The sequence below is a fragment of the Streptosporangium sp. NBC_01810 genome (assembly GCF_035917355.1).
Lineage (GTDB): Bacteria > Actinomycetota > Actinomycetes > Streptosporangiales > Streptosporangiaceae > Streptosporangium.
This window is the reverse complement of sequence record NZ_CP109070.1, coordinates 5,647,233-5,672,266: the sequence shown is the minus strand read 5'-3', so window position 1 is coordinate 5,672,266 and position 25,034 is coordinate 5,647,233. Positions and strand designations below refer to the sequence as shown.

Below are 25,034 nucleotides of genomic sequence, written 5' to 3'. Positions count from 1 at the left end.
CAGCCCAAGTCATCCTGCTGGCGGGAATCGGACATGGTCGTGGTGGCCCGTCGCGGAGCGGGAACGGCCCGTGGAAGGGCCGTGACGGGCCGGGGCCGGGGAGCATGGGAAGTGCCTCACCGAAAGCGCGGCCGGGGGGAGGCGTCACCCAGGGGGCGTGCCGGACGTCTCGGGCGGCAGGGGACACGCGCGACGAGGTGTCACTTGGAGGAGACGCCGACCCCGATCTCGAACTCCCGGTAGACACGGGCCCAGAATCCGTCGCGCAGCCAGACGCGCGCCTCGGGGTAGGGGCGGAGGGAGTGACCCAGCTCCTTCTCCGCCTCGATGAGCAACTCGGTGTCGATGACCGTGGGAAGGATCGGCCCTGGCAGCAGGTCGCGGATGTTGTCGCGGCCGCGGGTGAGGATCCACTTCTGGGCCACGTGCTCGCCGACCTCCTCGACGCGAGGGCGGCTCGGGCCCAGCTTGGTGACCTGGCCCGCCGGGGACTTGGGCTTGGCGGTGGCGGTGGCGGCGGTGCGCCCGGCGAAGACCTGGGCGGGGGAGGGGGCGATCGGGGCGGCCGGCACCGGGACCGGCGCGGGGGCCCGGCTGAAGAAGGAGCGCAGGAAGTCGGCACTGATGATCTCGACGGTGTCGGACTCCCAGACCAGGCGCTCGGCCTGGTTGGTGCCGTACGGCGGCTCCACCCCCCACAGGTGGATCCGCACACCGTAGGCCTGGGCGGCCTCGACGGCGGGGACCATGTCCTCGTCCCCGGCCAGCAGTATCGTGTCGCTCACCGCGTGGTGCCTGGCCAGCGCCTCCAGGTCGCTCCTGATCTGCGCGTCCACGCCCTTCTGCTGGCCCCTCGCGTTGAGGTTGCCCAGGCGGACCTTGACCCAGGGGAGCTGCGCGATGACCCGCTGGTCGACGGTCGGCACCCGGTCACGGGCGGCGTCGTACCAGTAGATCCTCAGCAGCTCGCCGTGGATCCGCTCCTCCGCGTGCTTCTGCAACGCCTGGATCAGTTCGTCCGCCGCCACCCGGTACTCCTTGCGCTCCTTGGCACTCAGAAGCACCTCCCCCGCCGCGGCGTACAGGTATCCGACGTCGACCAGGACGGCGTACTTCGCGGCGATGGGGTGTGACGTGAGGTCCAGGATGGTCATGTCGTCCTCCAGGCCTCGGAACTAGCTGATCGGCTGACTATATGCGCCCATTTCTTAGATGGTCCCAACTCTCGTGCAAGTTGACACCCCGTTCTGAGGATCTATCTCGGCAGTGCGCTCGATCTCCACGCGCCTTGTCCGGTAGGCAGATGTTTTCGCATGCGATGTGAGTGATTGCTCCATGATTTCGGCGTTTGTGGGACTTTATGGCCCGAAGTCGCAGCCGCGGCATGGACGGAGAGGGCGATCACCACCGCGGCGATCTCCTCGGGTGTCGCGTCCCCTTTGATGATCTTCAGGTGTCTCACAGCGGGATGTTCCCATGCTTCTTCGGGGGCAGGGTCGCGCGCTTGTTGCGCAGGGCCCTGAGCGCCTTGACGATCTGAACCCGGGTGGCGGAAGGGCGAATCACCGCATCCACATACCCACGTTCGGCCGCGAGATACGGGTTGGCGAGCGTGTCCTCATATTCGGTGACGAACCGGGCCCGCTGGGCGTCCGGATCATCGGCCGAGGCGAGCTCGCGCCGATAGAGGACGTTGACCGCGCCCTGCGCCCCCATCACCGCGATCTGCGCGGTCGGCCAGGCCAGGTTGATGTCGGCGCCCAGGTGCTTGGAACCCATGACGTCGTACGCTCCACCGTACGCCTTGCGTGTGATGACCGTGACCAGCGGCACCGTCGCCTCGGCGTAGGCGTAGAGCAGTTTGGCGCCGCGACGGATGATCCCGTTCCATTCCTGGTCGGTGCCGGGAAGGAATCCAGGGACATCGACGAATGTCAGCACCGGAATGTTAAAGGCATCGCAGGTACGTACGAATCTCGCGGCCTTCTCCGAGGCCGCGATGTCCAGCGTGCCGGCGAAACTCATCGGCTGGTTGGCGACGATTCCCACGGAGCGCCCTTCGACCCGGCCGAAACCCACCAGGATGTTGGGCGCGAATTGCGCGTGTACCTCCAGGAATTCACCGTCGTCCAAGATGTGTTCGAGAACCGAGTGCATGTCGTAGGGCTGGTTCGCCGAGTCGGGGATCAGCGTGTCGAGTTCGCGGTCGGAGTCGGTGGTCTCCAGCACCACCTCGGCGTCGAACACCGGGGTCTCGTCCATGTTGTTGGACGGCAGGTAGGAGAGCAGCGCCCTGGCGAACTCCAGGCAGTCGGCCTCGTCGGAGGCCTCGTAGTGGGCGACACCCGAGCGGGAGTTGTGCGTGTGTGCGCCGCCGAGCTCCTCGAACGTCACCTCCTCGCCGGTGACGGTCCTGATCACGTCGGGGCCGGTGATGAACATGTGCGACTTCTCCGACACCATCAGCACGAAGTCGGTGAGGGCCGGTGAGTAGACGGCACCGCCCGCGCACGGGCCCATGATCAGCGAGATCTGCGGGATCACCCCGGAGGAGTGGACGTTCCGCTTGAAGATCTCGGCGTACAGGCCCAGCGAGACGACGCCCTCCTGGATGCGCGCGCCGCCGGAGTCGTTGATGCCGATCATCGGGCAGCCGGTCTTCAGCGCGTGGTCCATGACCTTGACGATCTTCTCTCCGAAGACCTCGCCCAGGGAGCCGCCGAAGACCGTGAAGTCCTGGGAGAACACCGCCACGGGGCGGCCGTCGACGGTGCCGTGCCCGGTCACGACCCCGTCGCCGTACGGACGCGCACGCTCCATGCCGAAGCTCGTGGAGCGGTGCCTGGCGAGTTCGTCGAACTCCACGAAGCTGTCCTCGTCGAGGAAGGCGAGGACCCGCTCCCTGGCGGTCATCTTGCCCTTCGCGTGCTGTTTCTCGATGGCGCGTGCGGAACCGGCGTGGGTGGCCTCGTCCAGACGGCGTTCCAGGTCGGCCAGTCTGCCGGCCGTCGTACGGACGTCGGGTGCGGCGGCCGTGGTTTCGGCGCTCAGGGGCTCGCTCATGCCAGCAGGGTAAACCGCCCTCTGACAGTGCGAACTATCGGGGGCGACCGTTCGTTTCCCGGGTGAGCCGGCTGATCGCCGGAGTCGTGATCCTGGAAGGGGGGAGCATGCCGGACGCCATCGAGGCGGTGAGAACGCAGGGGCTGTTCAAGAGGTTCGGGCAGCAGGTGGCCGTGGGAGGCGTCGACCTCGTGGTGCCCGGCGGCAGCTTCGCCGGGCTGGTCGGTCCCAACGGGGCGGGGAAGACCACAACGCTCAGCATGGTCACCGGCCTGCTGCGTCCCGACGGAGGCTCGATCCACATCGGCGGCCTCGACGTCTGGCGCGACCAGGTCGCGGTCAAGAGCCGCATCGGTGTGCTCCCCGAGGGGCTGCGCCTGTTCGAGCGGCTGTCGGGCAGGGAACTGCTGTCCTACAACGGCCAGCTCCGCGGCATCCCCAGGGCTGAGGTGGAGCAGCGGGCGGAAGGGCTGCTGAAGGTCATGGGCCTGACCGAGTCGGCGGACAAGCTCGTCGTCGACTACTCGACGGGCATGCGTAAGAAGATCGGCCTGGCGGCCGCGCTGCTGCACAACCCCGGTGTGCTCTTTCTCGACGAGCCGTTCGAGGGCGTCGACCCGGTAAGCGCCAACACGCTCGTCGAGGTGCTCAGGCGCTACACCGCCTCCGGCTCGACCGTGGTCTTCTCCAGCCACGTCATGGATCTCGTGGAACGCCTGTGCGACTGGGTCTCGGTGATGGACGGCGGGCGGATCGTCGCCCAGGGGCCGCTGGACGAGATCAGGGCGGGCCGCAGCCTCAACGAGGCGTTCCTGGGGCTGGTCGGCGTCCGTGGTGACGGCGCGAGTGGGCAGGAGGGCCTGTCGTGGCTGGGCACGACCCCGGCATGAGCGCGGTGAACCGGGAGAACGCCGTGACCGGGGCGGTGCGGGTGGGGCCCTCGGTGTTCGTACGGCTCAAGCTCCGGCTCGTCGCCGGCAACCTGCGCGGCAGCGTCCAGCACCTGCTGGGGTTCGTCTTCACGGTGATCGCCGCGATCGTCTTCGCCGCCCTGGGCTTCCTCGCCATGAGCACGCTGCGTTTCATGCCCCCCGACGTCGCGGGTGACGTCGTCACCGTGCTGTTCGCCGCCTTCCTGGTGGGCTGGGCGGTCGTGCCGCTGCTCGCGTTCGGGCTGGACGACACGCTCGACCCGTCGCGGCTGGCGCTCTTCCCGCTGCGGACCGGCCGGCTCGCCACCGGCATGTTCGCCGCCTCGGTCACCGGCGTCTGGCCGGTCGCCACGCTGGTCGTCATGATCGGGGCCGTGGCCGGGCTGGCAGGCGGGGTCGGCGGAGTGCTCCTGGGGACGGTGGCGGTGCTGCTCCACTTCGCGCTCTGTGTCGTTCTCTCCCGGTTGGTCACCACGGCGCTGTCGGGCGTGCTGCGCACCCGCAGGGGCCGCGACGTGCTGGCCGTCTCGGTGATCTTCGTTGTGCTGGCGGCCCAGCTGCCCAACCTGCTGCTCAACGGTGGCCTGTCGGCCGACCCGGCGGCGATGCTGGCCGGCGTCGCCTCGGTGCTGCGCTGGACCCCGTCAGGCATGGCGGCGCACGCCGTCGCGACAGGAGGCGCGGCGGCCCTCCTGGCGATCGTCGTGCTCGCCGCCCTGGTCACCGGGGTGGGATGGCTGTGGATCGCGGCGCTGCGCCGCGCCCTGGTCTCCCCTGACGCCTCCACCCAGAGCTCCTCGGTGCGCAACTCCCGGGGCCTGCTGGCCTCCGTCCTGCCCGACGGCCCGCTCGCCGCGGTCGCGGGCAAGGAGCTCAGGTACGCCCGCCGAGACCCGCGCGGCAGGGTCGGCTGGTTCGCCGCCGTCGCGGTGGCCGGCATCATGTCCTTCTCGCTGAACCAGGACGGCGGCGGCCCGACCGGGGTCGCCCTGGCGGTCGTTCCGGCCTGCATCGGCGCCGCGCTGATCGGCATGCAGTGGTGCAACGCCTTCGGCATCGACGGCCGCTCCCTGTGGATGAACGCCGTCGCCTACGGCACCGACCGCGACTGGCGCACGGACATGGCGGGGCGGCACCTGGCCGTGGCGACGATCGCGCTCCCGCTGCTGATCGCGCTCGCCACGGTCGCGGCCCTGCGGGCCGGAGACGTCGTCTGGGCGGTCCCGGCCACGCTGACCGCCTGGGGCGTCCTCGGGGTCGGGCTCGGGGTGGGCGCGCTGACCAGCGTGCAGCTGCCCTACAGCGTGCCCGAGCGTCTGAACGCCTTCACCGGCGCCGCCCCGGGGCAGGGCGGTATCGCCTTCGTGGCGTCGTTCGGCGCGCTGATCGGCACCGGCCTGCTCGCGCTGCCGATCGTCCTGCCGATGCTGCTCGGCCTCACCTGGGTCGCCGCGCTGGCGGTGCCGTACGGAGTGCTGGTCTCCTGGGGCGGCCGAAGAATCGCAGGTAAAGCTGCTTTCGCCAGGTATCCAGAGCTGCTGCAGGCGACCTCCAGGGCCACCTGAATGGTCTAGTCCAATGGGTGAGACCGGTCTCCGCCGGAGAAAACGGACTGGGTACGCTGACGAACATGCCAGCCACCGTGTCTCATCAGGTAGAGCGCTCCTCCGCTGTCACCGAGATGCCCGACGAGCTGCGTGCGGACGTGCGACTGCTCGGTGAGCTTCTGGGGCAGGTCATCGCCGAGCATGGTGGCGACGACCTGCTCGCCGACGTCGAACGGCTGCGTAAGGCGGTCATCGGTGCCCGCCGCAGGCAGGTGTCGGTCGACGAGATCACCGCGATGGTGGCCGAGTGGCCCGTCGAGCGCGCGGTACAGATCGCCCGTGCGTTCACGTGCTACTTCCACCTGGCGAACCTGGCCGAGGAGCACTTCAGAATCCGCACGCTCAGGGTCCGCGACACCGGCGAGGAGCCGCTGCCGGAGTCCCTGGCCCAGGCGGTCCAGGAGCTCGGCGGCGAGAGGGTCGCCGACCTGGTCGAGGGCCTGCGCCTGCACCCGGTGCTGACCGCGCACCCCACCGAGGCCCGCAGGCGCGCCGTGGTCACCGCGATCCAGCGCATCAGCGGCCGGCTCGCCACGTACAACAGCCCCGAGCGGGGTGCCGCCGAGCGGGCGGAGACCCGCCGGCGGCTGCTGGAGGAGATCGACCTGCTCTGGCGAACCGCCCAGCTCAGATCCACCAAGCTGGACCCGCGAGACGAGGTCCGCACGGCCATGGCGGCCTTCGACGAGACCCTCTTCCGGGTGGTCCCGCAGGTCTACCGCGCCCTGGACGCCGCGCTCGGCGGGGGCGGCGGCACCGAGAAGCCCCGGGCCCGCGCCTTCGTCAGGTACGGCAGCTGGATCGGCGGCGACCGCGACGGCAACCCGAACGTCACGGCCAAGGTGACCAGGGACGCCGTGCTCATCCAGTCCGAGCACGTGCTGTTCGCCCTGGAGAACGCCGCCGGCCGGATCGGCCGCTCCCTGACCCTCGCCGCCGGCTACGCCCCCGCCTCGCCCGAGCTGCGGGCCAAGCTGTCCGCCGCGGTGAACGGCCACCCCGACCTGGTCTCGGAGCTGGCCACCCGCTCCCCGCAGGAGCCGCACCGGCAGTGGCTGATGTTCGTCGCCGCCCGCATCGCGGCCACCAGGCAGCGCGGCCTCGACCTGGCCTACCGCTCGCCCGAGCAGCTCTTGGAGGACCTGCGGATCGCCCAGGACTCGCTGGTCGCGGCCGGGGCGAAGCGGCAGGCGTACGGGGAGCTGCAGCACCTCATCTGGCAGGCGGAGACGTTCGGCTTCCACCTGGCCGAGCTGGAGGTCCGGCAGCACTCGCAGGTCCACGCCGCCGCGCTGGAGGAGATCGCCGCCGGGCGAACCTCAGAGCGGACCGAGGAGGTCCTGGCCACGATCCGCACGATCGCCTGGATCCAGGAGCGGTTCGGGGTGGGTGCCTGCTCCCGCTACGTCGTCTCCTTCACCCGCTCGGCCGACGACATCGCCGCCGTCCACGCGCTGGCCGCGCACGCGCTGGGCGAGCGGGCGCCACGGCTCGACGTGGTCCCGCTGTTCGAGTCCGGAGCCGACCTGGCGGCCGCCCCCACCGTGCTGTCGGGGATGCTCCAGATCCCACAGGTCCAGGCCAGGCTGGCCGAGGACCGGCGCCTGGAGGTCATGCTCGGCTACTCCGACTCCGCCAAGGAGCTCGGCCCGGCCGCGGCGACACTGAAGCTCTACGAGGCCCAGGAGGCGCTGGCCGCCTGGTCGGCCGAGCACGATGTGCCGCTGACGCTCTTCCACGGCCGGGGCGGCGCCCTGGGCCGGGGCGGCGGTCCCGCCAACCGGGCGGTGCTCGCGCAGGCCCCGGGTTCGGTGGGAGGCAGGTTCAAGGTCACCGAGCAGGGCGAGGTCATCTTCGCCCGCTACGGCCACGACGCCATCGCCCGCCGTCACATGGAGCAGGTCACCTCCGCGGTGCTGCTCGCCTCCACCCCGTCCATCGAGGCGCGCACGGCCGAGGCCGCGGGACGCTTCCGCGGGGTGGCCGAGCAGGTGGCCTCCGCCTCGGAGAAGGCGTACCGGCTGCTGACCGAGGCCCCCGGCTTCCCCGAGTGGTTCTCCCTGGTCAGCCCGCTGGAGGAGATCGGCTCGCTCCGCCTGGGCTCCCGCCCGGCCCGGCGCGGCCTCGGCGCGCCCCGGTCCCTGGACGACCTGCGGGCCATCCCGTGGGTGTTCGCCTGGGCACAGACCAGGGTCAACCTGCCCGGCTGGTACGGCCTGGGCAGCGGCCTGGAGGCGGTCATCTCCGAGGCGGGCCTGGGTGAGCTGCGCGCCGCCTACCGGGAGTGGCCGCTGTTCGCCTCGCTGCTGGACAACGTGGAGATGTCGCTGGCCAAGACCGACCGCGACATCGCCGCCCGCTACCTCGCGCTCGGCGCCAGGGACGACTTCGTCGAGCAGGTCCTGGCCGAGTACGACCTGACCCGCCGTCTGGTCCTGGAGATCACCGGCCACACCCGCCTGCTGGAGGACCGCAAGGTCCTGTCCCGCGCGGTGCAGCTCCGCGACCCGTACGTCGACGCGCTCTCCCACCTGCAGCTCCGCGCCCTGTCCACGCTCCGCGCGGACGAGGGGCTGTCGGAGGAGGAGCGCGAGCGCCTGTCCACGCTGCTGCTGCTCTCGGTCAACGGGGTCGCCGCCGGTCTGCAGAACACGGGCTGATCCGCCGCACCGCCACCCGCCACCCGCCACCCGCCACCCGCCGGTCCCCGGCACACAGGGGCCGGTGGGTGCGGTGTTCACGGGCCGATGCGGTGCGCCCCCGCGTAGACGTTGAAGCGCTCCTCGCGCAGGAAGCCGACCAGCGTCATCCCGAACTCACCGGCCAGGTCGACGGCCAGGGAGGAGGGCGCGGAGACCGCGCAGACGACCGGCAGGCCCGCGGTGAGGGCCTTCTGCATGATCTCGTAGCTGGTCCGCCCGCTGACCATGAGCAGGTGCCCGCCCAGCGGCAGCCTCCCGGTCATCATGGCCCAGCCGATCAGCTTGTCCACCGCGTTGTGCCGCCCCACGTCCTCACGGACCGCGAGCGGCTCGCCCCCGGCGGTGAACAGCCCGGCCGCGTGCAGCCCCCCGGTCTTGCCGAAGACCCCCTGAGCGCGCCTCAGCCGGTCAGGAAGGCCGTACAGGACCTCGGGGGAGACGCGCAGCAGGTCATCGGCGGCGGGCAGCGGCGAGCAGCGGCCACGCAGGGCGTCGAGGCTGGCGGTGCCGCAGACGCCGCACGCGCTCGACGTCATGAAATGCCGGTCGAGCGAGGGCAGATCAGGCAGGGTGCCGCCGCGCAGCCGCACGGTCACCGTGTTGTAGCGAGCCTCGGGGGAGACGTCGTCGTCCGTGCAGTAGGCGATGGAGGCCACGTCGGCGGGGGCCACGACGCCCTCGCCGTACAGGAATCCGGCGGCCAGTTCGAAGTCGTGCCCCGGGGTGCGCATGGTGATCGCGACGGTGCGGCGCTCCTCGCCCGCCTGGATCCGGATCTCCAGTGGCTCCTCGGTGGCCAGGTCGTCCCTGCGCTCGTGGAGCGTCCCCGAGCGCATCTGCCCGATCCGCGCCCGCGTGGTGGGCCCGGGTCTGTGCACGGCCTCCACCTCGGTACCGTCTCGCGGGGCAAGGTGTCTGCTCATGCGGGTATCTTCCTTTTCGCCACATTCCAAACGGTTTCCTCCCCGGTTGGAAAGCCGGGCTTCGCCTGCGCACCCAGACTTCGTTAATAGTATTCCCTGGTCATTGCCCTAATTCGGTAACAGGGGGTCGTTAAGGGAGGCAAGATGGCTAAGTGCTCGACTCGCCCTTCACTGATCTCGACCGCCCGCCGCTCTCACAGGCGGCGCTCACCCGTGCGCTGGTCCGTCCCGGTGGCCTCTGGTCCGACATCGCCGTCGTCGCCAGGACCGGATCGACCAACGCCGATCTCGCGCAGGCCGTCCGCGACGGTGCGCGGCAGGGAGCCGTCGTCGTCGCAGAGGCCCAGTTCGCCGGGCGTGGCAGGCTCGGCAGGGTCTGGAGCGTGCCGCCGCGCTCCGGCCTGACCTTCTCCGTGCTCCTGCGTCCCGACCCGCCCCCGGCCAGGCAGAGCTGGCTGTCCCTGCTCGTCGCCCTCGCGGTCGCGTCGGCCGTGCGGAAGGTCGCGGAGGTCGACGTCCGGCTCAAGTGGCCCAACGACCTGCTGGTCGGCGGGCGCAAGCTCGCCGGGGTGCTCGCCGAGCGGATCGACAACGCGGTGATCGTGGGCGTCGGGCTCAACGTGAGCGTGCGAGCCGAGGAGCTGCCGGTGGAGACCGCCACCTCCCTGGCCATCGAGAAGGCCGCCTGCGTCGACCGCGACCCGATCCTGCGGGCGGCGCTTCGGGAGATCGAGCTCCACTACCGGGAGTGGTCGGAGGCGGACGGCGACGCCGAGGCGTGTGGCCTGCGGGCCGCCTACCTCGCGATCAGCGCCACGGTCGGACAGGAGGTCCGGGTGGAGCTGCCCGGCGAGCGGGTGCTCACCGGCACGGCCACCGGTATCGACGGCGCCGGCCACCTGCTGGTCAGCTCCAAGGGACAGCAGCACGCGCTCAGCGCGGGAGACGTCGTGCATGTTCGTCCGCACAGCTCATGACGTGGGGCACGAAGGCGTGTCACGATTTGCCACATGGGTCTACCCGATCACCACATGACGGAGGGGGAGCGGCGAATCCGGTCGTTCCACCCGCACTGGAAGCGCCTGATCGGCCCGTTCCTCGCGATGATCCTGATCATCGCGGGGTCCGGTGCCGCCATTTTCTTCATGCCCGCCTTCGCCTACGACTCCTACGCGCGTATCGCGGTGGCCGTGCTCGCCGTCGGTCTGCTGACCGTCTGGTCGTTCGTGCCGTACCTCAGGTGGAAGAACACCTCGTACGTGCTCACCACGCACCGGTTCACCATCAGTACGGGGGTGCTGAACAAGTCCATAGACGACATCCCGATGGCCAAGGTCAACACGGTCAGCGCCGACCAGACCCTCATGGAGAGGATGCTCGGCTGCGGCACGCTCGTCGTCGAGTCGGCGGGCGACCACGGCCGGATCACGCTGCGGGACATCCCGCGGATCCAGGAGGTGCGGGCTGAGGTGTTCCGCGCGCTCGACGACGCGATCGACGGGGAGCCCTCGGAACACGGCGGGCGGTGACCGGTGGGGCATGACCCTCTGGGCCAGGGGGAAGGCGTGGGCGGAGAGGAAGTCTTCACCGGACGCCCCACGGCCGAACAGATCGAGCACCTGTTCGTCGGCACCTCTCCCCGCTACACCCGGATCCAGGTGGCGAGCCTCGCCCGGCTCCCGCAGGAGCTCACCGAGCGGATCTGGCGTGCACTGGGGTTCGCCACGCTTTCCGACGACGCCGTGGCCTTCACCGACGCGGACGTGGCGGCGCTCGAACAGGTCCGGACGATGATGGAGAGCGGTCTGCTGGACGACCGGACCGTCATCAAGATGGCCAGGGCACTCGGCCAGACAACGGCCAGGCTCGCGCATTGGCAGGCCGAGATCATAGTCAGCGCCCTGCTCGACCCCGGCCGCCGGCCCACGGACGAGGATCTGGCGGGGGTCATGGAGACCTCGCGCCGGCTGCTCCCCGGCTTCGAACGGGTCCTGATCCACGTCTGGCGCGCCCAGCTCGCGGCCGCGGGAACCCGCCTGCTGACGATCGCCGACATCACCGACGAGATCGTGCCGACCCGGCTCACCCTCACGGTGGGCTTCGCCGACCTGGTCTCCTTCACCCGGGTCTCCCGTGAGCTGGACGAGCGGGGCCTGGCCGAGCTCGTCGAGGGCTTCGAGACGCGAGCCTCCGACGTGGTCGCCGGGCACGGGGGACGGCTGGTCAAGACGCTCGGCGACGAGGTGCTCTTCACGGCGGCCGACCCGCGGGCCGCCGCCCTGATCGCCCTGGACCTGGTCAGCGCCATCCGCCGGTACGGGCCCGACGTGCGGATCGGGCTGGCGTACGGCCCGGTGCTGCCGATCATGGGCGACGTCTTCGGGACCACGGTCAACCTGGCGGCCAGGCTTACGGCCATCGCCCGCCCCGGCACCATCGTCGTCGACAGCGAGCTGGCCGAGGCGCTGGAGGGCGCGCCGGGCGTCGAGGTCGGCCGCATCCGGCGGCGGCCGGCCCGCGGTCTGGGGGTGGTGCAGCCGTACGTGCTGCGCCGGGCTGGTAATGATTGAGGCGGGGGCCTCTCCAAGGCCGTTCAACCAGTAAGCCGAGCCCTGGGGGCTCGGAGAGTTTCACAACAGATGAGGTGCAGGACATGCCGTACACCGTCCAAGGCGTGGTCGCGCGTGGCAAGGGCGAGCCCGTCTCGCTGGAGACCGTCATCGTGCCCGATCCGGGGCCGGGCGAGGCCGTGGTGACGGTACAGGCCTGTGGTGTCTGTCACACGGACCTGCACTACCGCGAGGGCGGCATCAACGACGACTTCCCGTTCCTGCTCGGCCACGAGGCCGCCGGAGTGGTCGAGGCCGTCGGTGAGGGGGTCACGGAGGTGGCGCCCGGTGACTTCGTGATCCTGAACTGGCGGGCCGTCTGCGGTAACTGCCGGGCCTGCCGGCGCGGCCGTCCCTGGTACTGCTTCAACACGCACAACGCCACCCAGAAGATGACCCTGGAGGACGGCACACCGCTCAGCCCCGCCCTGGGCGTCGGCGCCTTCATCGAGAAGACCCTGGTCGCGGCCGGGCAGTGCACCAAGGTCGACCCGTCGGCGCCGGCGCAGGTGGCCGGGCTGCTCGGCTGTGGCGTGATGGCGGGCCTGGGCGCCGCCATCAACACCGGCGGCGTGACCCGCGGCGACAGCGTGGCGGTCATCGGGTGCGGCGGCGTCGGCGACGCGGCCATCCTCGGCGCCAGGCTGGCGGGCGCCTCGAAGATCATCGCGGTGGACGTGGACGACCGCAAGCTCGGCTGGGCCAAGGAGTTCGGCGCCACCCACACGGTCAACTCCCGCACTTCGGACGTGGTCGAGACGGTCAGGGAGCTCACCGGAGGCAACGGCGCGGACGTGGTCATCGAGGCGGTTGGTCGCCCGGAGACCTACAAGCAGGCCTTCTACGCCCGTGACCTGGCCGGGACCGTGGTCCTGGTCGGGGTGCCCACCCCGGAGATGACGCTGGAGCTGCCGCTGCTCGACGTCTTCGGCCGCGGCGGCGCGCTGAAGTCCTCCTGGTACGGCGACTGCCTGCCCAGCCGCGACTTCCCCATGCTCATCGACCTCTACCTGCAGGGGCGGCTCGACCTCGACCGCTTCGTCTCCGAGACGATCGGCCTCGGCGACGTCGAGGAGGCCTTCACGAAGATGCACCGCGGTGAGGTGCTGCGCTCGGTGGTGATCCTGTGATCGACAAGGTGGTCACCTCCGGCACCTTCTCGCTGGACGGCGGGACGTGGGACGTCGACAACAACGTCTGGATCGTCGGCTCGGACAGCGAGGTGGTCATCATCGACGCCGCGCACGACGCTGCCGCGATCGCCGAGCGGGTCGGTGACCGAGAGGTGAAGGCCATCGTCTGCACCCACGCGCACAACGACCACATCGACGCGGCGGCAGACCTCGCCGCGCGGGTGGGCGCGCCGATCCTGCTCCACCCGGCAGACCGGGTGCTGTGGGAGATGGTCTACGCCGACCTGCCGTACACCCCGCTGAAGGACGGTCAGATGATCTCGGCCGGAGGCGTCGATCTGACCGTGCTGCATACGCCGGGTCACGCTCCGGGCGCGGTCTGCCTGTACGGGGCGGAGATCGGCGCCCTCTTCAGCGGCGACACCCTCTTCCACGGCGGTCCCGGCGCGACGGGAAGGTCCTTCTCCTCCTTCGACACGATCATCGAGTCGATCAAGGGGAGATTGCTGACCCTGCCGCCGGAGACGACGGTGTACACCGGCCACGGCGACTCCACCTCCATCGGCGAGGAGGCAGGGCACCTGGAGGAGTGGCTGGCCAGGGGACACTGACCGGCACGTCCGCCGCGACGCGCCCCGGCCCGCGCCGGGGCGCGTTCGCGTGTTCGGAGCCGTGTGAAATGGGTGCTTCGTAGCGATGACGATGAGGTTGGGGCTGTGTGCCGTACTTCACATAGGCAAGCCTAACCAAATGAGGTACTTTAGGTGTGCCTAACCTATGCTATGCTGCTGAAAGGTCGCACCCCCGTGTATGTATGCGTCTGCCGCGCGGTCACCGAGAACGAGGTGCACGACTGCATCTCGGCAGGGGCGAAGAGCGCGCGCCAGATTCGCGACGCTACGGGTGCCGGTGGCGACTGTGCTTCTTGCGTGCGCAAGATCTGTGCGATCCTGAAGCGGTCTGAAGACTTGATGCCGACCGCATAGCACGAGGAGCCCGCCATGCAGGGCGACAAGAAAATCATCGAGCTGCTCAACGAGCAGCTGACCGCGGAACTGACCGCGATCAACCAGTACTTCCTGCACGCCAAGATGCAGGAGAACTGGGGATACACCAGGCTGGCGAAGTACACCCGCGAAGAGTCCATGGACGAGATGCGACACGCGGAGAAGCTCACCGACCGAATTCTCTTCCTCGAAGGACTGCCCAACTACCAGAAGCTGGGCATCCTGCATATCGGCCAGACCGTCGCGGAGCAGCTCCGCGCCGACCTGGACATCGAGCTTGAGGTGGTCACCCGCCTGAGGCCGGCCATCATCCTGATGCGCGAGAAGGGCGACGTCACCTCGGCCCGCATCTTCGAGGAGATCCTTGAGGACGAGGAGCACCACATCGACTACCTGGAGACCGAGCTGGGTCTCATGGACAGTCTCGGGGAGCAGCTCTACCTCGCCCGCTACGCCGAGCCGCCCTCGGCGTCTTGAGGTGAATTAAGAAGAACACGCCCACCAGATCCCCTCTGGTAGGGCGTGTTCTGCTTTGCCGGTCAATCCTTTGGGGCTCCTGTGCTTTCGAGGGACTTCCAAGGCGGGAGACCTACTCCGGAACCCTCGGCCGTTGCGGGATGACTATCCGGGATTTATCAGTGTTTGCCCAGGTCAATGGATAGGTCAACGACGAGTCAAACCGCGCGCTGTACCCGGGAAACGATCCTCTAAGGTCCTACGATCGCAACATGACCTGTGTACTACTCGCCGAGGATGACACCTCGATTTCCGAGCCACTGGCGCGAGCTCTGCGCCGCGAGGGTTATCAAGTAGAGGTGAGCCCTGACGGCCCGCAGGCTCTGGAGCGGGCTCTGTCGGGTGGCATCGACCTGATTGTTCTCGACCTGGGCCTGCCCGAGATGGACGGCCTGGAGGTGGCCAGGCGCATCCGCGCCGAAGGCCACGGAACTCCCGTGTTGATCCTCACCGCCCGTGTCGACGAGGTCGACACCGTGGTGGGCCTCGACGCCGGGGCCGACGACTACGTCACCAAACCGTTCCGCCTCGCCGAGCTGCTGGCGCGTGTCCGCGCCCTGCTGCGGCGCGGCACGTCCGAGACGCCCGTGGTCCAGGGCGTGCGCATCGACGCCGACTCCCGTCGGGCGTGGATGGGCGACAAGGAACTGCATCTGACCACCAAGGAGTTCGACCTGCTGAGGGTCCTGGTCCGCGACGCCGGAAAGGTGGTCACTCGCGAGCAGATCATGCGCGAGGTGTGGGACACCAACTGGTGGGGTTCGACCAAGACCCTGGACATGCACATATCGTGGCTACGCCGGAAACTCGGTGACGACGCCGCCAAGCCCCGATACATCACAACGGTTCGAGGGGTCGGCTTCAGGTTCGAGCGCGAGTAGGAAATGCGCCGACGCCTGCTCTCCTCAACCCTCCTTGTCGCGGTCATCGGGGTGTTGCTGCTTGGCATCCCCCTCGCCGTGGCGGTCAACAGGCTCATCGAGGAGGAGGCGACCCAGCAGCTCGCCTCCCATGCCAAGAGCCTGCTGGGGGAGGTCGAGTACGCCCGGATCCAGGACCAGCCCATTGACGAGCAGCAACTGGAACGTAAGTATTCCCATCTCTACATTCAGATCTACGCGAAGGGGACACCTCCCCAGGTGATAACGGTGGGCACCGAGCCCCCCGAGAGCCAGAAGATGACCGCGGACGCACAGTCGGAGAACGGCGTGTACGTCGCGGTCAGCCGGGACAGGACGGGGGTGGAGCGTGAGATCCACGCATGGCTCTTTCTCATCCTGGGGCTCGCCGCGGCTGCTCTCGCGGTCGCGGTCGGGCTTGCCATCGTGCAGTCGCGCCGCCTGACGTTACCGCTCAGCGACCTTGCGATGATCGCTGAGCGGCTCGGTTCCGGTGACGCGAGGCCGAGCAAGCACCGCTACGGCATCCAGGAGCTCGATCGGGTGGCCGAGGTGCTCGACCGTAGCGCGACCCGCATCTCCGACCTCCTGGCGAGGGAACGGGAGTTCGCGACCGACGCCTCCCACCAGCTCCGCACCCCGCTCACCGGTCTGACCATGAGGCTTGAGGAGATCGTCGCCGCCGCGGACGAGCCGGGGATCGTCAAGGAGGAGGGCGAGGCCGCCATCGTGCAGGCCGAGCGGCTCACCGCGGTGATCGACGAGTTGCTGGCCACCGCCAGGCGACAGCGTCAGGCGCAGGCCGAGAGCGTCAGGCTCGACGCACTGCTCGACCAGCAGTTCATCGAGTGGGGCCCGGCGTTCCGCAGGGCCGGGCGGCAGCTGAGGCTGGCCGGTACGCGTGAGCTCCAGGCGCTGGGCACCGCCGGCGGTATCAGCCAGGTGATCTCCACCCTGCTGGAGAACTCGCTGGAGCACGGCGGCGGCACGGTGATCGTGACCACCAGCGCCAAGGAGAGGTCCGTCGTGATCGAGGTGGCGGACCAGGGCAGGGGTATACCCGACGACCTCGCCCCGAGGGTCTTCGAGCGCAACGTGAGCGGGGCCGGCGGTACGGGTCTCGGCCTGCCCCTCGCGAGAGCGCTGGCCGCCGCCGACGGAGGGCGCCTGGAGCTCGTACGGCCGCGTCCCGCGGCGTTCGCGTTCTTCCTGCGCCAGGTGGGCGAGACGGGCAGGAACCGTGTCGTCCGGGGGCCTGCCTGAGTGTGCTCTCGCGGTGCCGGCGGGGCCGTGTCCTGGCGGGGCAGAGGCGGCGGCGAGATTCTCCCGTGTCCTGGTGAGGCAGGGGCGGCTGTCCTGGTGAGGCAGGGGCGGCGGCGAGATTCTCCTCCGGGTCCTAGCGAGGCAGGGGCGGTGGCGAGTTCTCCTCCGTGCTCTTGTTCAGCAGGTACACGTGGCCGTTGACCTGGCTCTTCGACGCCATCGGCAGGTCCGCGTCGGCACCGGGCAGGAAGACCCACTTCTTGTACGACCAGAATCTGAACAGGGTCCCGAGGGCGGTGCCGGTGAGCATGGCGATGTTGTAGCTCAGCGCGTCCTGCAGGTCCAGGGTGTAGGTCACGAAGCCGATCACCAGCACTGAGATCAGCAGGCCGATGGCGTTGAGCACGAAGAACAGGAAGTATTCGCGGGCCAGACCGCTCTGCTCCCGGTGCCTGAACGTCCAGTAGCGGTTGCCGAGGTAGGCGAAGGTGGCCGCGATGATCGTGGCGATGACCTTGGAGGTGAGCGGTCCCCAGTCGAGGCCGAACCGGAGCAGGTTGGTGCCGCCCGCGTCGATCACGAAGGCGACCGCCCCGATCGTGCCGAACTTGGCCAGCTCTCGCGCCAGCTCGGCGAGCCGCCGGTAGGCGTGTCGGAGAAACTCCACGTTTCCTGCACGGTCCTTTCGGGGGTCGGCCACTGATCCGCCACGGAGGAGGCCCTCGAACACTGTCGAGCCAGGTTACCGGTGCCCGGCCGCGATTCGCGCGACGTGGCTCCGGTGGTCCACATAGCCGCTATCAGGCGCTATTTCAATAAATATCGCATAACGTCGACTAAATCGGCGCGTCCGAGGTTACGCTAATCCGGTAGATCACGGAAAGCTTCTGGAAAATCGTGATCGGTCCTGACGGACTGCCGTACGCGTCGGCCACTACCCCGGGGATCAACCCTTGCGCCGCCGACTCCTCGCTCTGATCCTCGGTCTGTCGACGATGACCGGTTGCGGCGCGCAGAGAGACATGCGGGGCACCGTCCCCGAGGCGGAACCCTCACCAGCCGCTCCCGGTCCCTCCTCCTGTCATCCGGCGGCCGTCCCCGTATCGCGTGACGGTAAACTCAACCCCCGTGAGCAGCCCTTCCTTGGCCAGTCCCATCGGACCCGTCGTCGGCGTGATCGGAGCGGGCCAGCTGGCCCGGATGACCCAGCAGGCGGCCATCGCCCTCGGCGTCGAGCTTCGGGTCCTGGCCAACTCCTCGGACGAGAGCGCCGCCCGCGTGATCGCCGACGTGCGCCTGGGCGACTACCGGTCCCTGGCGGACCTGCGTGACCTCGCCAAGGGGTGCGACGCGATCACCTTCGATCACGAGCACGTGCCCACCGAGCACATCCGTGCCCTGGTCGAGGACGGCTTCGCCGTGCACCCCGGCGCCGACGCGCTCGTACACGCCCAGGACAAGGCGGTGATGCGCGAGCGGCTGACCGAGATCGGCGCCCCGTGCCCGCCCTGGCGGCGGGTCGGGACGGCCGCCGACGTCGAGGAGTTCGCCGCGGAGAACGGCTGGCCGGTCGTGCTCAAGGCGATCAGGGGTGGGTACGACGGGCGCGGCGTCTGGATCTGCCGCTCCGCGGGCGATGCGGCCGAACCCCTGGCCTCCGGGGTGCCGCTGATGGCCGAGGGGTTCGTGCCGTTCGAGCGGGAACTCGCCGTGCTGGTCGCCAGGTCGCCGCACGGCCAGGGCGTCAGCTACCCGGTGGTGGAGACCGTCCAGCGTGACGGCATCTGCGTCGAGGTCCTCGCCCCCGCCCCCGGCCTCGATCCCGAGCAGGCCGCGGTGGCCCAGCGGATCGCCCTGAACATCGCCAAGGAACTGGGCGTGACCGGGCTGCTGGCCGTGGAGATGTTCGCCACCTCCTCGGGCCTGGTGGTCAACGAGCTGGCCATGCGCCCGCACAACAGCGGTCACTGGACGATCGAGGGGGCCCGCACCTCCCAGTACGAGCAGCACCTGCGCGCGGTCCTCGACCTCCCGCTCGGCTCGCCCGCGCCGGCCGCCCCCGTTGTGGTGATGGCCAACCTCCTGGGTGGCGACGACTCCGACATCTTCTCCCGGTACGAGCACGTGATGGCCCACGACCCGGGGATCAAGATTCACTTCTACGGCAAGGAAGTGCGGCCGGGGCGCAAGATCGGCCACGTCACCGCGCTCGGCACCGACCTGGAGGAGGTCCGCGCGCGCGCCCGGCACGCCGCCGTCTACCTCACCGAGGGAAGATACACCTGAGCCACCGTACCGGCGGCGGGCCACGGCACCACCAAGAACGCGTGCGGCCTTCTGGCCGCGAGGCAGGGAGAGAAGATGACCACCGTTGGCATCGTCATGGGCAGCGACTCCGACTGGCCGGTGATGAGACTCGCCGCCGAGGCGCTGGCCGAGTTCGGGGTGGAGTTCGAGGCCGACGTGGTCTCCGCGCACCGAATGCCCGAGGAGATGATCGCCTACGGCGCGCAGGCAGCCGGGCGCGGGCTGAAGGTGATCATCGCGGGCGCCGGGGGAGCCGCCCACCTGCCGGGCATGCTCGCCTCGGTGACCCCCCTGCCGGTGATCGGTGTCCCGGTCCCGCTGAAGTACCTCGACGGCATGGACTCCCTGCTCTCGATAGTCCAGATGCCCGCCGGGGTCCCGGTCGCGACGGTCGCCGTCGGCGGCGCCCGCAACGCGGGACTGCTGGCCGTACGGATCCTCGCCACCGCCGACGAGGAACTGCGGACGAAAATGGAGGCGTTCCAGCTCGCCCTTAAAGATCAGGCCCACGCCAAGGGCGCCAGACTCCGCGCCGAGGCCGCCCAGCTAGGTGCCTGATATCGCGATCTTTGCCCGATAGCTTGAGACGTGGTGGAGGGCACCCCGGTGCCGGACATCAGGCTCTGCCCGCGCGGATTCGGGCAGCGTGGGACTGTGCGGGCCTGGCCTCGATCACCCCACCGGGAGGTATCGCAGGTCGACGGCAGGCGGTGCGTGCGACCTGGCCGGGACCGGCTCCCCGGGGGCGATGCGCGACTGGTCCTGGTACTGGTTCAGTGCCCACAGCCCCACGATGTCGGCGATCGTGAGGACGAGCACCACGAGGATGGCCAGGATGATCCGGCGTCTGCGCTCGCGCCGCCGCCATTCGCCCTGGACCCGGCGGTAGGCGTCCGGGGCCGGCTGGACGCCGTTGGCGAGTTTGTCGAGAACCTCACGCAACTGATCCTCGGTGCTGGCGGGGCCGGTCGTCATCGTCGCTCCTGCATGATCTTGGTGAGAGTGGCCATGCCCCGGCTGGTGTGCGCCTTGACCGCACCGCAGGAGATGCTCATGGCCTCGGCTATGTCACTTTCGCGTAGACCGAGCCAGTAGCGTAGGACAAGGGCCTCTCGCTGCCGAGTCGAGAGCCGCTGCAGGGCCTCGGTGAGCGCCTTCTGATCGTCGTGGAGCAGGGCGACGCTCTCAGCCGACCGTTCCAGGCCCGTGGTCCAATCCGTGTGCTTGCGGATGACCTGCAGGTGGCGAAGTCTCATGCGGGTCAGGTTGCAGACCACCGAGCGCAGGTACGGCAGGGCGGCCTCGGCCGAGCGCAGCCGGTTCCAGCGGCGGTGCAGCTGACAGAACGCCTCGGCGACGATGTCCTCCGCGTCGTCGGCGCCGAGCAACACGGCCAGCCGGAGCAGACCGGTGTAGTGCGTCTCGAACAGCTGGGTCAGGGCGGCCTCACGTCCCGTGTCCGGCGAGCCGGGTGCCTGCGGTCCCTCGGCGGACGGCCCGTCCATCCGTGCCGGGGGCGGCATGTCAACCGATACGGAGCCGGATTCGACGAACGTCGTTAATGGTGCATGTGGCCGGATTCCGGTCATATGATCGTCTCCGCTTCGGGGGGGATGGGGACCGGAGAGCTCGGTTTCGGAACGTGTGATCTGCCCACTCGGTTGAAGAGCGGGGTCAGCGTCACGACGACGGCGAGATTCAGTGTCATGGCGACCACCGCGGCGTATGCCTGCACCTCTTGGCCGCCCACGCCCAAGGGCACCAACGAGGAGAATCCGCTGTGTACCACCAGGAGGGTGCCCGCGGCCATGCCGCTCATCCACCCGACCAGTAATGCTCGGGGATGCAGGCGGCGGGTGAACACCCCGAGGGCCACGGCGGGGAAGGTCTGCAGGATCCAGACGCCGCCCAGCAGCTGAAGATTGATGGCGTCCTGGTTGCGCAGTCCGAACACGAAGACGACCGCCCCGACCTTGGTGCTGAGCGAGACCATCTGGGCGATCCGTGTCTGGTGCTTGGGCGTGGCGGTCGGATGGAAGTACTCGACGTAGATGTTGCGGACGAACGAGGTCGCCACCGCGATCGACATGACCGCCGCCGGTACGAGCGCGCCCACGACGAGAGCGCCGAAGACCAGACCGGTGAGGGCGGCGGGCATCAGGTCCTTGACGAGCAGGGGGACGGCGGTCTCCGCGCCGGTGGACGGGGCCTGGATGCCCGCCGCGAGCGCCGCGACGCCGAGCATGGCGAACAGCCCGAGCACCGCCGTCCACAGGGGCAGCGCCACCACCGCGCGGCGCAGCGTGTCCGGGCCGGACGCGGCGAAGGCGGCCGTCAGCACGTGGGGGTACATCAGCAGGGCGAGGGCCGAGCCGAGAGCCAGGGTGGCGTAAACGGGGAACTGGCTCGGATCGAGCGTCAACGTGGCCTGGGTCGTCTCCCCGCCGGACAGCGCGCGCTCCGCGCTGTCGAACATCGGCCCGGGCCCGCCGAACCGGTCGAGGACGAGGAAGGAGACGGCCAGGATCGAGCAGAAGACGGCCGCGCCCTTCATCAGCGAGATGATCGCCGGCGCGCGCAGCCCGTGCCGGTAGGTCGACACGGCGAGGACCGCGAACACGGCGACCAGCGCGAGGTCGCCGAGCACCCCCCTCGGATACAGGCCGACGGCGGCCAGGATCGAACGGATGCCCACCAGCTGCAGCGCGATGTAGGGCATGGTCGCCAGCACACCGGTCGCCGCGACGACCAGGGCGAGGGTGGGGGAGCCGTAGTGTCCCCGGACGAAGTCGGCGGGGGTGATGTACCCGTGCCGGCGTGCCACCGACCAGAGCCGGGGCAGCAGCACGAACGCCAGCGGGCACATGATCACGGTGTACTGCAGGGCGAAGAACCCGAGCGCACCCGTGCCGTACACCAGGCCCGGTACGGCGGCGAATGTGTAGGCCGTGTATATCGTCCCGCCGAGCAGGAACCACGTCGTCGGGGTGCCGAACTGGCGGTGCGCCAGCGCCCAGTCCTCCAGGGTGGGCAGTTCGGGAGCAGGCCGGAACCAGCGCGCGGCGACCGCGAGCAGAGAGGTGCTGCCGAGCACGACGAGGAACGTCGCCGTACTCATCGGATCGATCATCGGCCACCGTCCACTACGCCGGGCAGTACCCCTAGGTTGCGTAGTCCGCACAATCGGTTGACACGAAACCTCCCCGAAATCTGTGTAAACCAGACCGGACCTGTCGACAACCCTTGCAACAAGAACGCGGGAACATTCCGGAGGACGACGATGGTGAAGCCGACACGGCGGGCGCGACGTTTCGCGGCCGGTATCTGTCTGGCCCTGCCCATCGTGGCACTCCTATGGGTGCCCTGGTATTCCCATGACGCGCCGCAGCTGGCCGGGATGAAATTCTTTTTCTGGTACCAGCTCATCTGGGTGCCGGGGAGCGTGGTGTTCATGGCCATCGCCTACGTCCTGAGACGTGGCGCGGATCGCCCGCCTCGCGATCGTCATCCCACCTGCGACCGGCATCGCCGGTAGTACCGACCACGTCACTCCGTTCGGATCTCCGGGCGACTTTTCCCCTCGTAGTACCGAGCTGTTCTGCCATGTGTAGTACCGAGCTGTTCTGCCATGCCCTGAGTTCAGGAGGATCACACCCATGTCCGAAACCGGCACCACGAAATCGAGGTCGACTCCCAAGTCGATACTCATATGGACGACGGTCGCCCTGGTGGGCGCGGCCGCCTGGGGGGTCATCGCCCTGTCCCAAGGAGAGGAGATCTCGGCGATCTGGCTGGTGGCCGCCGCCCTCGGTTCGTACGCGATCGCCTACCGGTTCTACTCCCGGTTCATCGCCCGCCGGGTGCTCGGCGTCGACGACCGCCGCGCGACTCCCGGCGAACGGCTGGACAACGGGATCGACTACCAACCGACCGACCGGCGGGTGCTGCTCGGCCACCACTTCGCCGCCATCGCCGGTGCCGGGCCGCTGGTGGGCCCGGTCCTCGCCGCGCAGATGGGATACCTGCCGGGGACCATCTGGATCATCGTCGGGGTCATCGTGGCCGGGGCGGTCCAGGACATGGTCACCCTGTTCTTCTCGATGCGCCGCGACGGCAAGAGCCTCGGCCAGATGGTCCGGGACGAGATCGGCCCGATCGGCGGCGCCGCCGCGCTGATCGCGGTGTTCGCCATCATGATCATCCTGCTCGCGGTCCTCGCCCTGGTCGTGGTCAGCGCCCTCGCGCAGTCGCCCTGGGGCACGTTCTCCATCGCGATGACCATCCCCATCGCCCTTTTCATGGGCTTCTACCAGCGCGTTCTGCGGCCGGGGCGGGTCATGGAGACCACGGTCATCGGGGTCGTGCTCCTGCTGCTGGCCATCGTGGGCGGCAGCTGGGTCCAGGAGTCGGCCTGGGCGGACGCCTTCACCCTCAGCCCGCAGACCCTTGTCATCTGCCTGGTGATCTACGGGTTCCTGGCCTCCGTCCTGCCGGTGTGGATGCTGTTGGCCCCACGTGACTACCTGTCGACGTTCATGAAGGTCGGGACGATCGGGTTGCTCGCGGTCGGTGTGATCATCGTGGCGCCCCCGTTGCAGAACGAGGCGATCACCAAGTTCGCCGTCAGCGGTACCGGACCGGTGTTCGCCGGGTCGCTGTTCCCGTTCCTCTTCATCACCATCGCGTGCGGCGCCCTCTCGGGCTTCCACTCGCTCATCGCCTCCGGTACCACCCCGAAGATGATCCAGAAGGAGTCGCAGGTCCGTCTGATCGGCTACGGTGCGATGCTCATGGAGTCGTTCGTCGCCATCATGGCGCTGATCGCCGCCTGCGTGCTGGACCCCGGTCTGTACTACGCGATGAACGCTCCCGCGGGTCTGCTCGGCACCTCGCCGGAAAGCGCCGCCGCCGCCGTGGCGAAACTGGGCTTCACCATCACCCCGGACGATCTGCGCGCCGCGGCGGCGGCGGTCCAGGAGAGCAGCGTGATCGCTCGTACGGGCGGGGCACCCACGTTCGCCGTGGGGATCTCGGAGATCCTGTCCGGAGTCTTCGGCGGCGCGGCCCTCAAGGCCTTCTGGTACCACTTCGCGATCATGTTTGAGGCGCTGTTCATCCTGACCACCGTGGACGCGGGCACGCGTGTCGGACGTTTCATGTTGCAGGACATGCTCGGCAACATCTGGAAGCCGATCGGGCGTGTCAGCTGGAAGCCCGGCCTGTGGGGCACCAGCGCGGCGGTCGTGCTGGCCTGGGGCTACTTCCTTTACACCGGTGTCACCAACCCGCTGGGTGGCATCAACCAGCTCTTCCCGCTGTTCGGCATCGCCAACCAGTTGCTGGCCGCGATCGCGCTGACCCTCTGCACCACGCTCCTGATCAAGTCAGGCAAGCTCAAGTGGGCGTGGGTCACCGGCATACCGCTGGCCTGGGACCTGGCGGTGACGCTGACCGCCAGCTGGCAGAAGGTCTTCCACGATGACCCCAAGATCGGCTTCTTCGCCCAGCGGGAGCGGTACGCCGACGCGCTGGCCGAGGGGAAGGTGATCGCGCCCGCCAAGAACCTCGACGACATGCAGGCGGTCGTCGTCAACTCCACCGTAGACGGCGTGCTGGCGGCGATGTTCGCGCTGCTGGTCATCATCGTCCTCGTCAACGCCGTGGTCGTGTGCCGGCGCGCGATACGGTCCCGTGACCTCCTGTCGACGGCAGAGGCGCCCTACGTCGAATCCAGCATCGTGGCACCCGCAGGGTTGTTCGCCACCGCGGCGGAACGGCGCGAGCTGGCCGAGGTGGGGGCGGGGAACAACGGAGCGGACAGCGAGCGATCATGACCGTGGCTGCACTGCTGCGCTTCGCCCGCTGGTACCTGCGCGAACTCACCGGTTCCGGTGAATACGACCGGTACCTCGCCCAGCACCGATCCCATTCGCACTCGCCGCCGCCATCACGGCGGGAGTTCGAGCGGCGCCGATCCGACCTGCGGGAGAAGAGTCCCGGCATCCGGTGCTGCTGAGGCGGGATCCGTCACCGTATCCGCGCCATCCTCGCCGGCCCCTCCCGCCCGTTCGCC

The 25,034-nt window shown here is 69.2% G+C and carries 25 protein-coding genes; 17 read left to right on the top strand and 8 right to left on the bottom strand.

Annotated elements, in window-relative coordinates; genetic code table 11:
* Nucleotides 1-200: 200 nt before the first annotated feature.
* The 3 genes from OIE13_RS25055 to OIE13_RS25050 all read right to left on the bottom strand — a co-directional run bounded on the left by OIE13_RS25055 (nt 201) and on the right by OIE13_RS25050 (nt 3,063).
* On the bottom strand, nt 201-1,154 hold the full coding sequence (locus OIE13_RS25055; RefSeq protein ID WP_326635947.1) for an NYN domain-containing protein: 954 nt from the start codon (nt 1,152-1,154) through the stop codon (nt 201-203).
* Nucleotides 1,155-1,255: 101 nt separating this feature from the next.
* The gene (locus tag OIE13_RS36815) at nt 1,256-1,462 is read right to left on the bottom strand and encodes an acyl-CoA carboxylase subunit epsilon (protein ID WP_442811505.1); all 207 of its coding nucleotides are present in this window, start codon (nt 1,460-1,462) and stop codon (nt 1,256-1,258) included.
* Complete coding sequence (locus tag OIE13_RS25050) at nt 1,459-3,063, bottom strand: acyl-CoA carboxylase subunit beta (RefSeq protein WP_326635949.1); 1,605 nt, start codon at nt 3,061-3,063, stop codon at nt 1,459-1,461. Before OIE13_RS25050 ends, OIE13_RS36815 begins: the two co-directional genes overlap by 4 nt.
* 107 nt (nt 3,064-3,170) lie before the next feature.
* Between OIE13_RS25050 and OIE13_RS25045 the strand changes: the two genes are divergently transcribed.
* The 3 genes from OIE13_RS25045 (at nt 3,171) to OIE13_RS25035 (ending at nt 8,262) form a co-directional block, all read left to right on the top strand.
* Nucleotides 3,171-3,953, top strand: coding sequence for an ABC transporter ATP-binding protein (locus tag OIE13_RS25045; RefSeq protein ID WP_442811738.1), 783 nt, complete (start codon nt 3,171-3,173; stop codon nt 3,951-3,953).
* A complete protein-coding gene (locus tag OIE13_RS25040; protein ID WP_326635954.1) occupies nt 3,929-5,560 on the top strand; it encodes a hypothetical protein in 1,632 nt (543 codons plus the stop codon). The genes OIE13_RS25045 and OIE13_RS25040 overlap by 25 nt, the downstream gene beginning before the upstream one ends.
* Nucleotides 5,561-5,625: 65 nt before the next feature.
* The gene (locus OIE13_RS25035; protein WP_326635955.1) at nt 5,626-8,262 is read left to right on the top strand and encodes a phosphoenolpyruvate carboxylase; all 2,637 of its coding nucleotides are present in this window, start codon (nt 5,626-5,628) and stop codon (nt 8,260-8,262) included.
* A gap of 77 nt (nt 8,263-8,339) precedes the next feature.
* Here the strand turns inward: OIE13_RS25035 and fdhD are convergent, their stop codons facing one another.
* A complete protein-coding gene (gene fdhD, locus OIE13_RS25030) occupies nt 8,340-9,227 on the bottom strand; it encodes a formate dehydrogenase accessory sulfurtransferase FdhD (RefSeq protein WP_326635957.1) in 888 nt (295 codons plus the stop codon).
* A 152-nt stretch (nt 9,228-9,379) separates the two neighbouring features.
* Here fdhD and OIE13_RS25025 point away from each other — a divergent pair, with 152 nt between their 5' ends.
* The 9 genes from OIE13_RS25025 (at nt 9,380) to OIE13_RS24985 (ending at nt 16,654) form a co-directional block, all read left to right on the top strand.
* Nucleotides 9,380-10,204, top strand: a complete 825-nt coding sequence (locus tag OIE13_RS25025) for a biotin--[acetyl-CoA-carboxylase] ligase (RefSeq protein WP_326635958.1) — start codon at nt 9,380-9,382, stop codon at nt 10,202-10,204.
* 33 nt (nt 10,205-10,237) lie between these two features.
* Nucleotides 10,238-10,756: a PH domain-containing protein gene (locus OIE13_RS25020; RefSeq protein ID WP_326635959.1), complete on the top strand. Its 519-nt coding sequence runs from the start codon at nt 10,238-10,240 to the stop codon at nt 10,754-10,756.
* A gap of 36 nt (nt 10,757-10,792) precedes the next feature.
* The gene (locus OIE13_RS25015) at nt 10,793-11,797 is read left to right on the top strand and encodes an adenylate/guanylate cyclase domain-containing protein (protein ID WP_326635961.1); all 1,005 of its coding nucleotides are present in this window, start codon (nt 10,793-10,795) and stop codon (nt 11,795-11,797) included.
* An 83-nt stretch (nt 11,798-11,880) separates the two neighbouring features.
* The gene (locus OIE13_RS25010) at nt 11,881-12,966 is read left to right on the top strand and encodes an S-(hydroxymethyl)mycothiol dehydrogenase (protein ID WP_326635963.1); all 1,086 of its coding nucleotides are present in this window, start codon (nt 11,881-11,883) and stop codon (nt 12,964-12,966) included.
* Nucleotides 12,963-13,580 carry an MBL fold metallo-hydrolase gene (locus OIE13_RS25005; protein WP_326635964.1) on the top strand — a complete coding sequence of 206 codons (618 nt, stop codon included), beginning with the start codon at nt 12,963-12,965 and terminating at the stop codon, nt 13,578-13,580. The genes OIE13_RS25010 and OIE13_RS25005 overlap by 4 nt, the downstream gene beginning before the upstream one ends.
* 171 nt (nt 13,581-13,751) lie before the next feature.
* Nucleotides 13,752-13,955 carry a (2Fe-2S)-binding protein gene (locus OIE13_RS25000; protein ID WP_326635965.1) on the top strand — a complete coding sequence of 68 codons (204 nt, stop codon included), beginning with the start codon at nt 13,752-13,754 and terminating at the stop codon, nt 13,953-13,955.
* A gap of 15 nt (nt 13,956-13,970) precedes the next feature.
* Nucleotides 13,971-14,453, top strand: coding sequence for a bacterioferritin (gene bfr / locus OIE13_RS24995; RefSeq protein WP_326635967.1), 483 nt, complete (start codon nt 13,971-13,973; stop codon nt 14,451-14,453).
* A 251-nt stretch (nt 14,454-14,704) separates the two neighbouring features.
* The gene (locus OIE13_RS24990; protein WP_012888073.1) at nt 14,705-15,373 is read left to right on the top strand and encodes a response regulator transcription factor; all 669 of its coding nucleotides are present in this window, start codon (nt 14,705-14,707) and stop codon (nt 15,371-15,373) included.
* Between the two features lie 3 nt (nt 15,374-15,376).
* Nucleotides 15,377-16,654 carry an ATP-binding protein gene (locus tag OIE13_RS24985; RefSeq protein WP_326635984.1) on the top strand — a complete coding sequence of 426 codons (1,278 nt, stop codon included), beginning with the start codon at nt 15,377-15,379 and terminating at the stop codon, nt 16,652-16,654.
* Between the two features lie 133 nt (nt 16,655-16,787).
* Here OIE13_RS24985 and OIE13_RS24980 read toward each other — a convergent pair whose 3' ends face one another.
* Complete coding sequence (locus OIE13_RS24980) at nt 16,788-17,321, bottom strand: GtrA family protein (RefSeq protein WP_326635986.1); 534 nt, start codon at nt 17,319-17,321, stop codon at nt 16,788-16,790.
* Between the two features lie 461 nt (nt 17,322-17,782).
* Here OIE13_RS24980 and OIE13_RS24975 point away from each other — a divergent pair, with 461 nt between their 5' ends.
* Nucleotides 17,783-18,940, top strand: a complete 1,158-nt coding sequence (locus OIE13_RS24975; protein WP_326635988.1) for a 5-(carboxyamino)imidazole ribonucleotide synthase — start codon at nt 17,783-17,785, stop codon at nt 18,938-18,940.
* 75 nt (nt 18,941-19,015) lie between these two features.
* Nucleotides 19,016-19,519 (top strand): 5-(carboxyamino)imidazole ribonucleotide mutase, encoded by a 504-nt coding sequence (purE, locus tag OIE13_RS24970; RefSeq protein WP_326635990.1) that lies wholly within the window; start codon nt 19,016-19,018, stop codon nt 19,517-19,519.
* 114 nt (nt 19,520-19,633) lie between these two features.
* On the opposite strand, the gene OIE13_RS24965 is transcribed toward purE, so the two are convergent.
* From OIE13_RS24965 to OIE13_RS24955, 3 genes are all read right to left on the bottom strand, one after another.
* Nucleotides 19,634-19,936 (bottom strand): hypothetical protein, encoded by a 303-nt coding sequence (locus tag OIE13_RS24965; RefSeq protein ID WP_326635992.1) that lies wholly within the window; start codon nt 19,934-19,936, stop codon nt 19,634-19,636.
* Complete coding sequence (locus OIE13_RS24960; RefSeq protein ID WP_326828824.1) at nt 19,933-20,466, bottom strand: SigE family RNA polymerase sigma factor; 534 nt, start codon at nt 20,464-20,466, stop codon at nt 19,933-19,935. Before OIE13_RS24960 ends, OIE13_RS24965 begins: the two co-directional genes overlap by 4 nt.
* A gap of 80 nt (nt 20,467-20,546) precedes the next feature.
* Nucleotides 20,547-22,079: a sodium:solute symporter family protein gene (locus tag OIE13_RS24955; RefSeq protein ID WP_326635996.1), complete on the bottom strand. Its 1,533-nt coding sequence runs from the start codon at nt 22,077-22,079 to the stop codon at nt 20,547-20,549.
* A gap of 162 nt (nt 22,080-22,241) precedes the next feature.
* Here OIE13_RS24955 and OIE13_RS36810 point away from each other — a divergent pair, with 162 nt between their 5' ends.
* The 3 genes from OIE13_RS36810 (at nt 22,242) to OIE13_RS24945 (ending at nt 24,977) form a co-directional block, all read left to right on the top strand.
* Nucleotides 22,242-22,496 carry a DUF3311 domain-containing protein gene (locus OIE13_RS36810; RefSeq protein WP_326635999.1) on the top strand — a complete coding sequence of 85 codons (255 nt, stop codon included), beginning with the start codon at nt 22,242-22,244 and terminating at the stop codon, nt 22,494-22,496.
* 121 nt (nt 22,497-22,617) lie between these two features.
* Entirely contained in the window at nt 22,618-24,795 is a 2,178-nt protein-coding gene (locus OIE13_RS24950) for a carbon starvation CstA family protein (RefSeq protein WP_326636001.1), read from the top strand.
* The gene (locus OIE13_RS24945; RefSeq protein ID WP_326636003.1) at nt 24,792-24,977 is read left to right on the top strand and encodes a CstA-like transporter-associated (seleno)protein; all 186 of its coding nucleotides are present in this window, start codon (nt 24,792-24,794) and stop codon (nt 24,975-24,977) included. Before OIE13_RS24950 ends, OIE13_RS24945 begins: the two co-directional genes overlap by 4 nt.
* Nucleotides 24,978-25,034 lie beyond the last annotated feature (57 nt).

Coding starts and splice junctions, on each gene's coding strand:
- OIE13_RS25010 (WP_326635963.1), top strand. CDS start 11,881: ATGCCGTACACCGTCCAAGGCGTGGTCGCGCGTGGCAAGGGCGAGCCC.
- fdhD (WP_326635957.1), bottom strand. CDS start 9,227: ATGAGCAGACACCTTGCCCCGCGAGACGGTACCGAGGTGGAGGCCGTG.
- OIE13_RS25055 (WP_326635947.1), bottom strand. CDS start 1,154: ATGACCATCCTGGACCTCACGTCACACCCCATCGCCGCGAAGTACGCC.
- OIE13_RS24965 (WP_326635992.1), bottom strand. CDS start 19,936: ATGACGACCGGCCCCGCCAGCACCGAGGATCAGTTGCGTGAGGTTCTC.
- OIE13_RS36810 (WP_326635999.1), top strand. CDS start 22,242: ATGGTGAAGCCGACACGGCGGGCGCGACGTTTCGCGGCCGGTATCTGT.
- OIE13_RS25000 (WP_326635965.1), top strand. CDS start 13,752: ATGCTGCTGAAAGGTCGCACCCCCGTGTATGTATGCGTCTGCCGCGCG.
- purE (WP_326635990.1), top strand. CDS start 19,016: ATGACCACCGTTGGCATCGTCATGGGCAGCGACTCCGACTGGCCGGTG.
- OIE13_RS24960 (WP_326828824.1), bottom strand. CDS start 20,466: ATGGACGGGCCGTCCGCCGAGGGACCGCAGGCACCCGGCTCGCCGGAC.
- OIE13_RS24950 (WP_326636001.1), top strand. CDS start 22,618: ATGTCCGAAACCGGCACCACGAAATCGAGGTCGACTCCCAAGTCGATA.
- bfr (WP_326635967.1), top strand. CDS start 13,971: ATGCAGGGCGACAAGAAAATCATCGAGCTGCTCAACGAGCAGCTGACC.
- OIE13_RS24990 (WP_012888073.1), top strand. CDS start 14,705: ATGACCTGTGTACTACTCGCCGAGGATGACACCTCGATTTCCGAGCCA.
- OIE13_RS25020 (WP_326635959.1), top strand. CDS start 10,238: ATGGGTCTACCCGATCACCACATGACGGAGGGGGAGCGGCGAATCCGG.
- OIE13_RS25035 (WP_326635955.1), top strand. CDS start 5,626: ATGCCAGCCACCGTGTCTCATCAGGTAGAGCGCTCCTCCGCTGTCACC.
- OIE13_RS24955 (WP_326635996.1), bottom strand. CDS start 22,079: ATGAGTACGGCGACGTTCCTCGTCGTGCTCGGCAGCACCTCTCTGCTC.
- OIE13_RS25050 (WP_326635949.1), bottom strand. CDS start 3,063: ATGAGCGAGCCCCTGAGCGCCGAAACCACGGCCGCCGCACCCGACGTC.
- OIE13_RS25045 (WP_442811738.1), top strand. CDS start 3,171: ATGCCGGACGCCATCGAGGCGGTGAGAACGCAGGGGCTGTTCAAGAGG.
- OIE13_RS24985 (WP_326635984.1), top strand. CDS start 15,377: ATGCGCCGACGCCTGCTCTCCTCAACCCTCCTTGTCGCGGTCATCGGG.
- OIE13_RS24945 (WP_326636003.1), top strand. CDS start 24,792: ATGACCGTGGCTGCACTGCTGCGCTTCGCCCGCTGGTACCTGCGCGAA.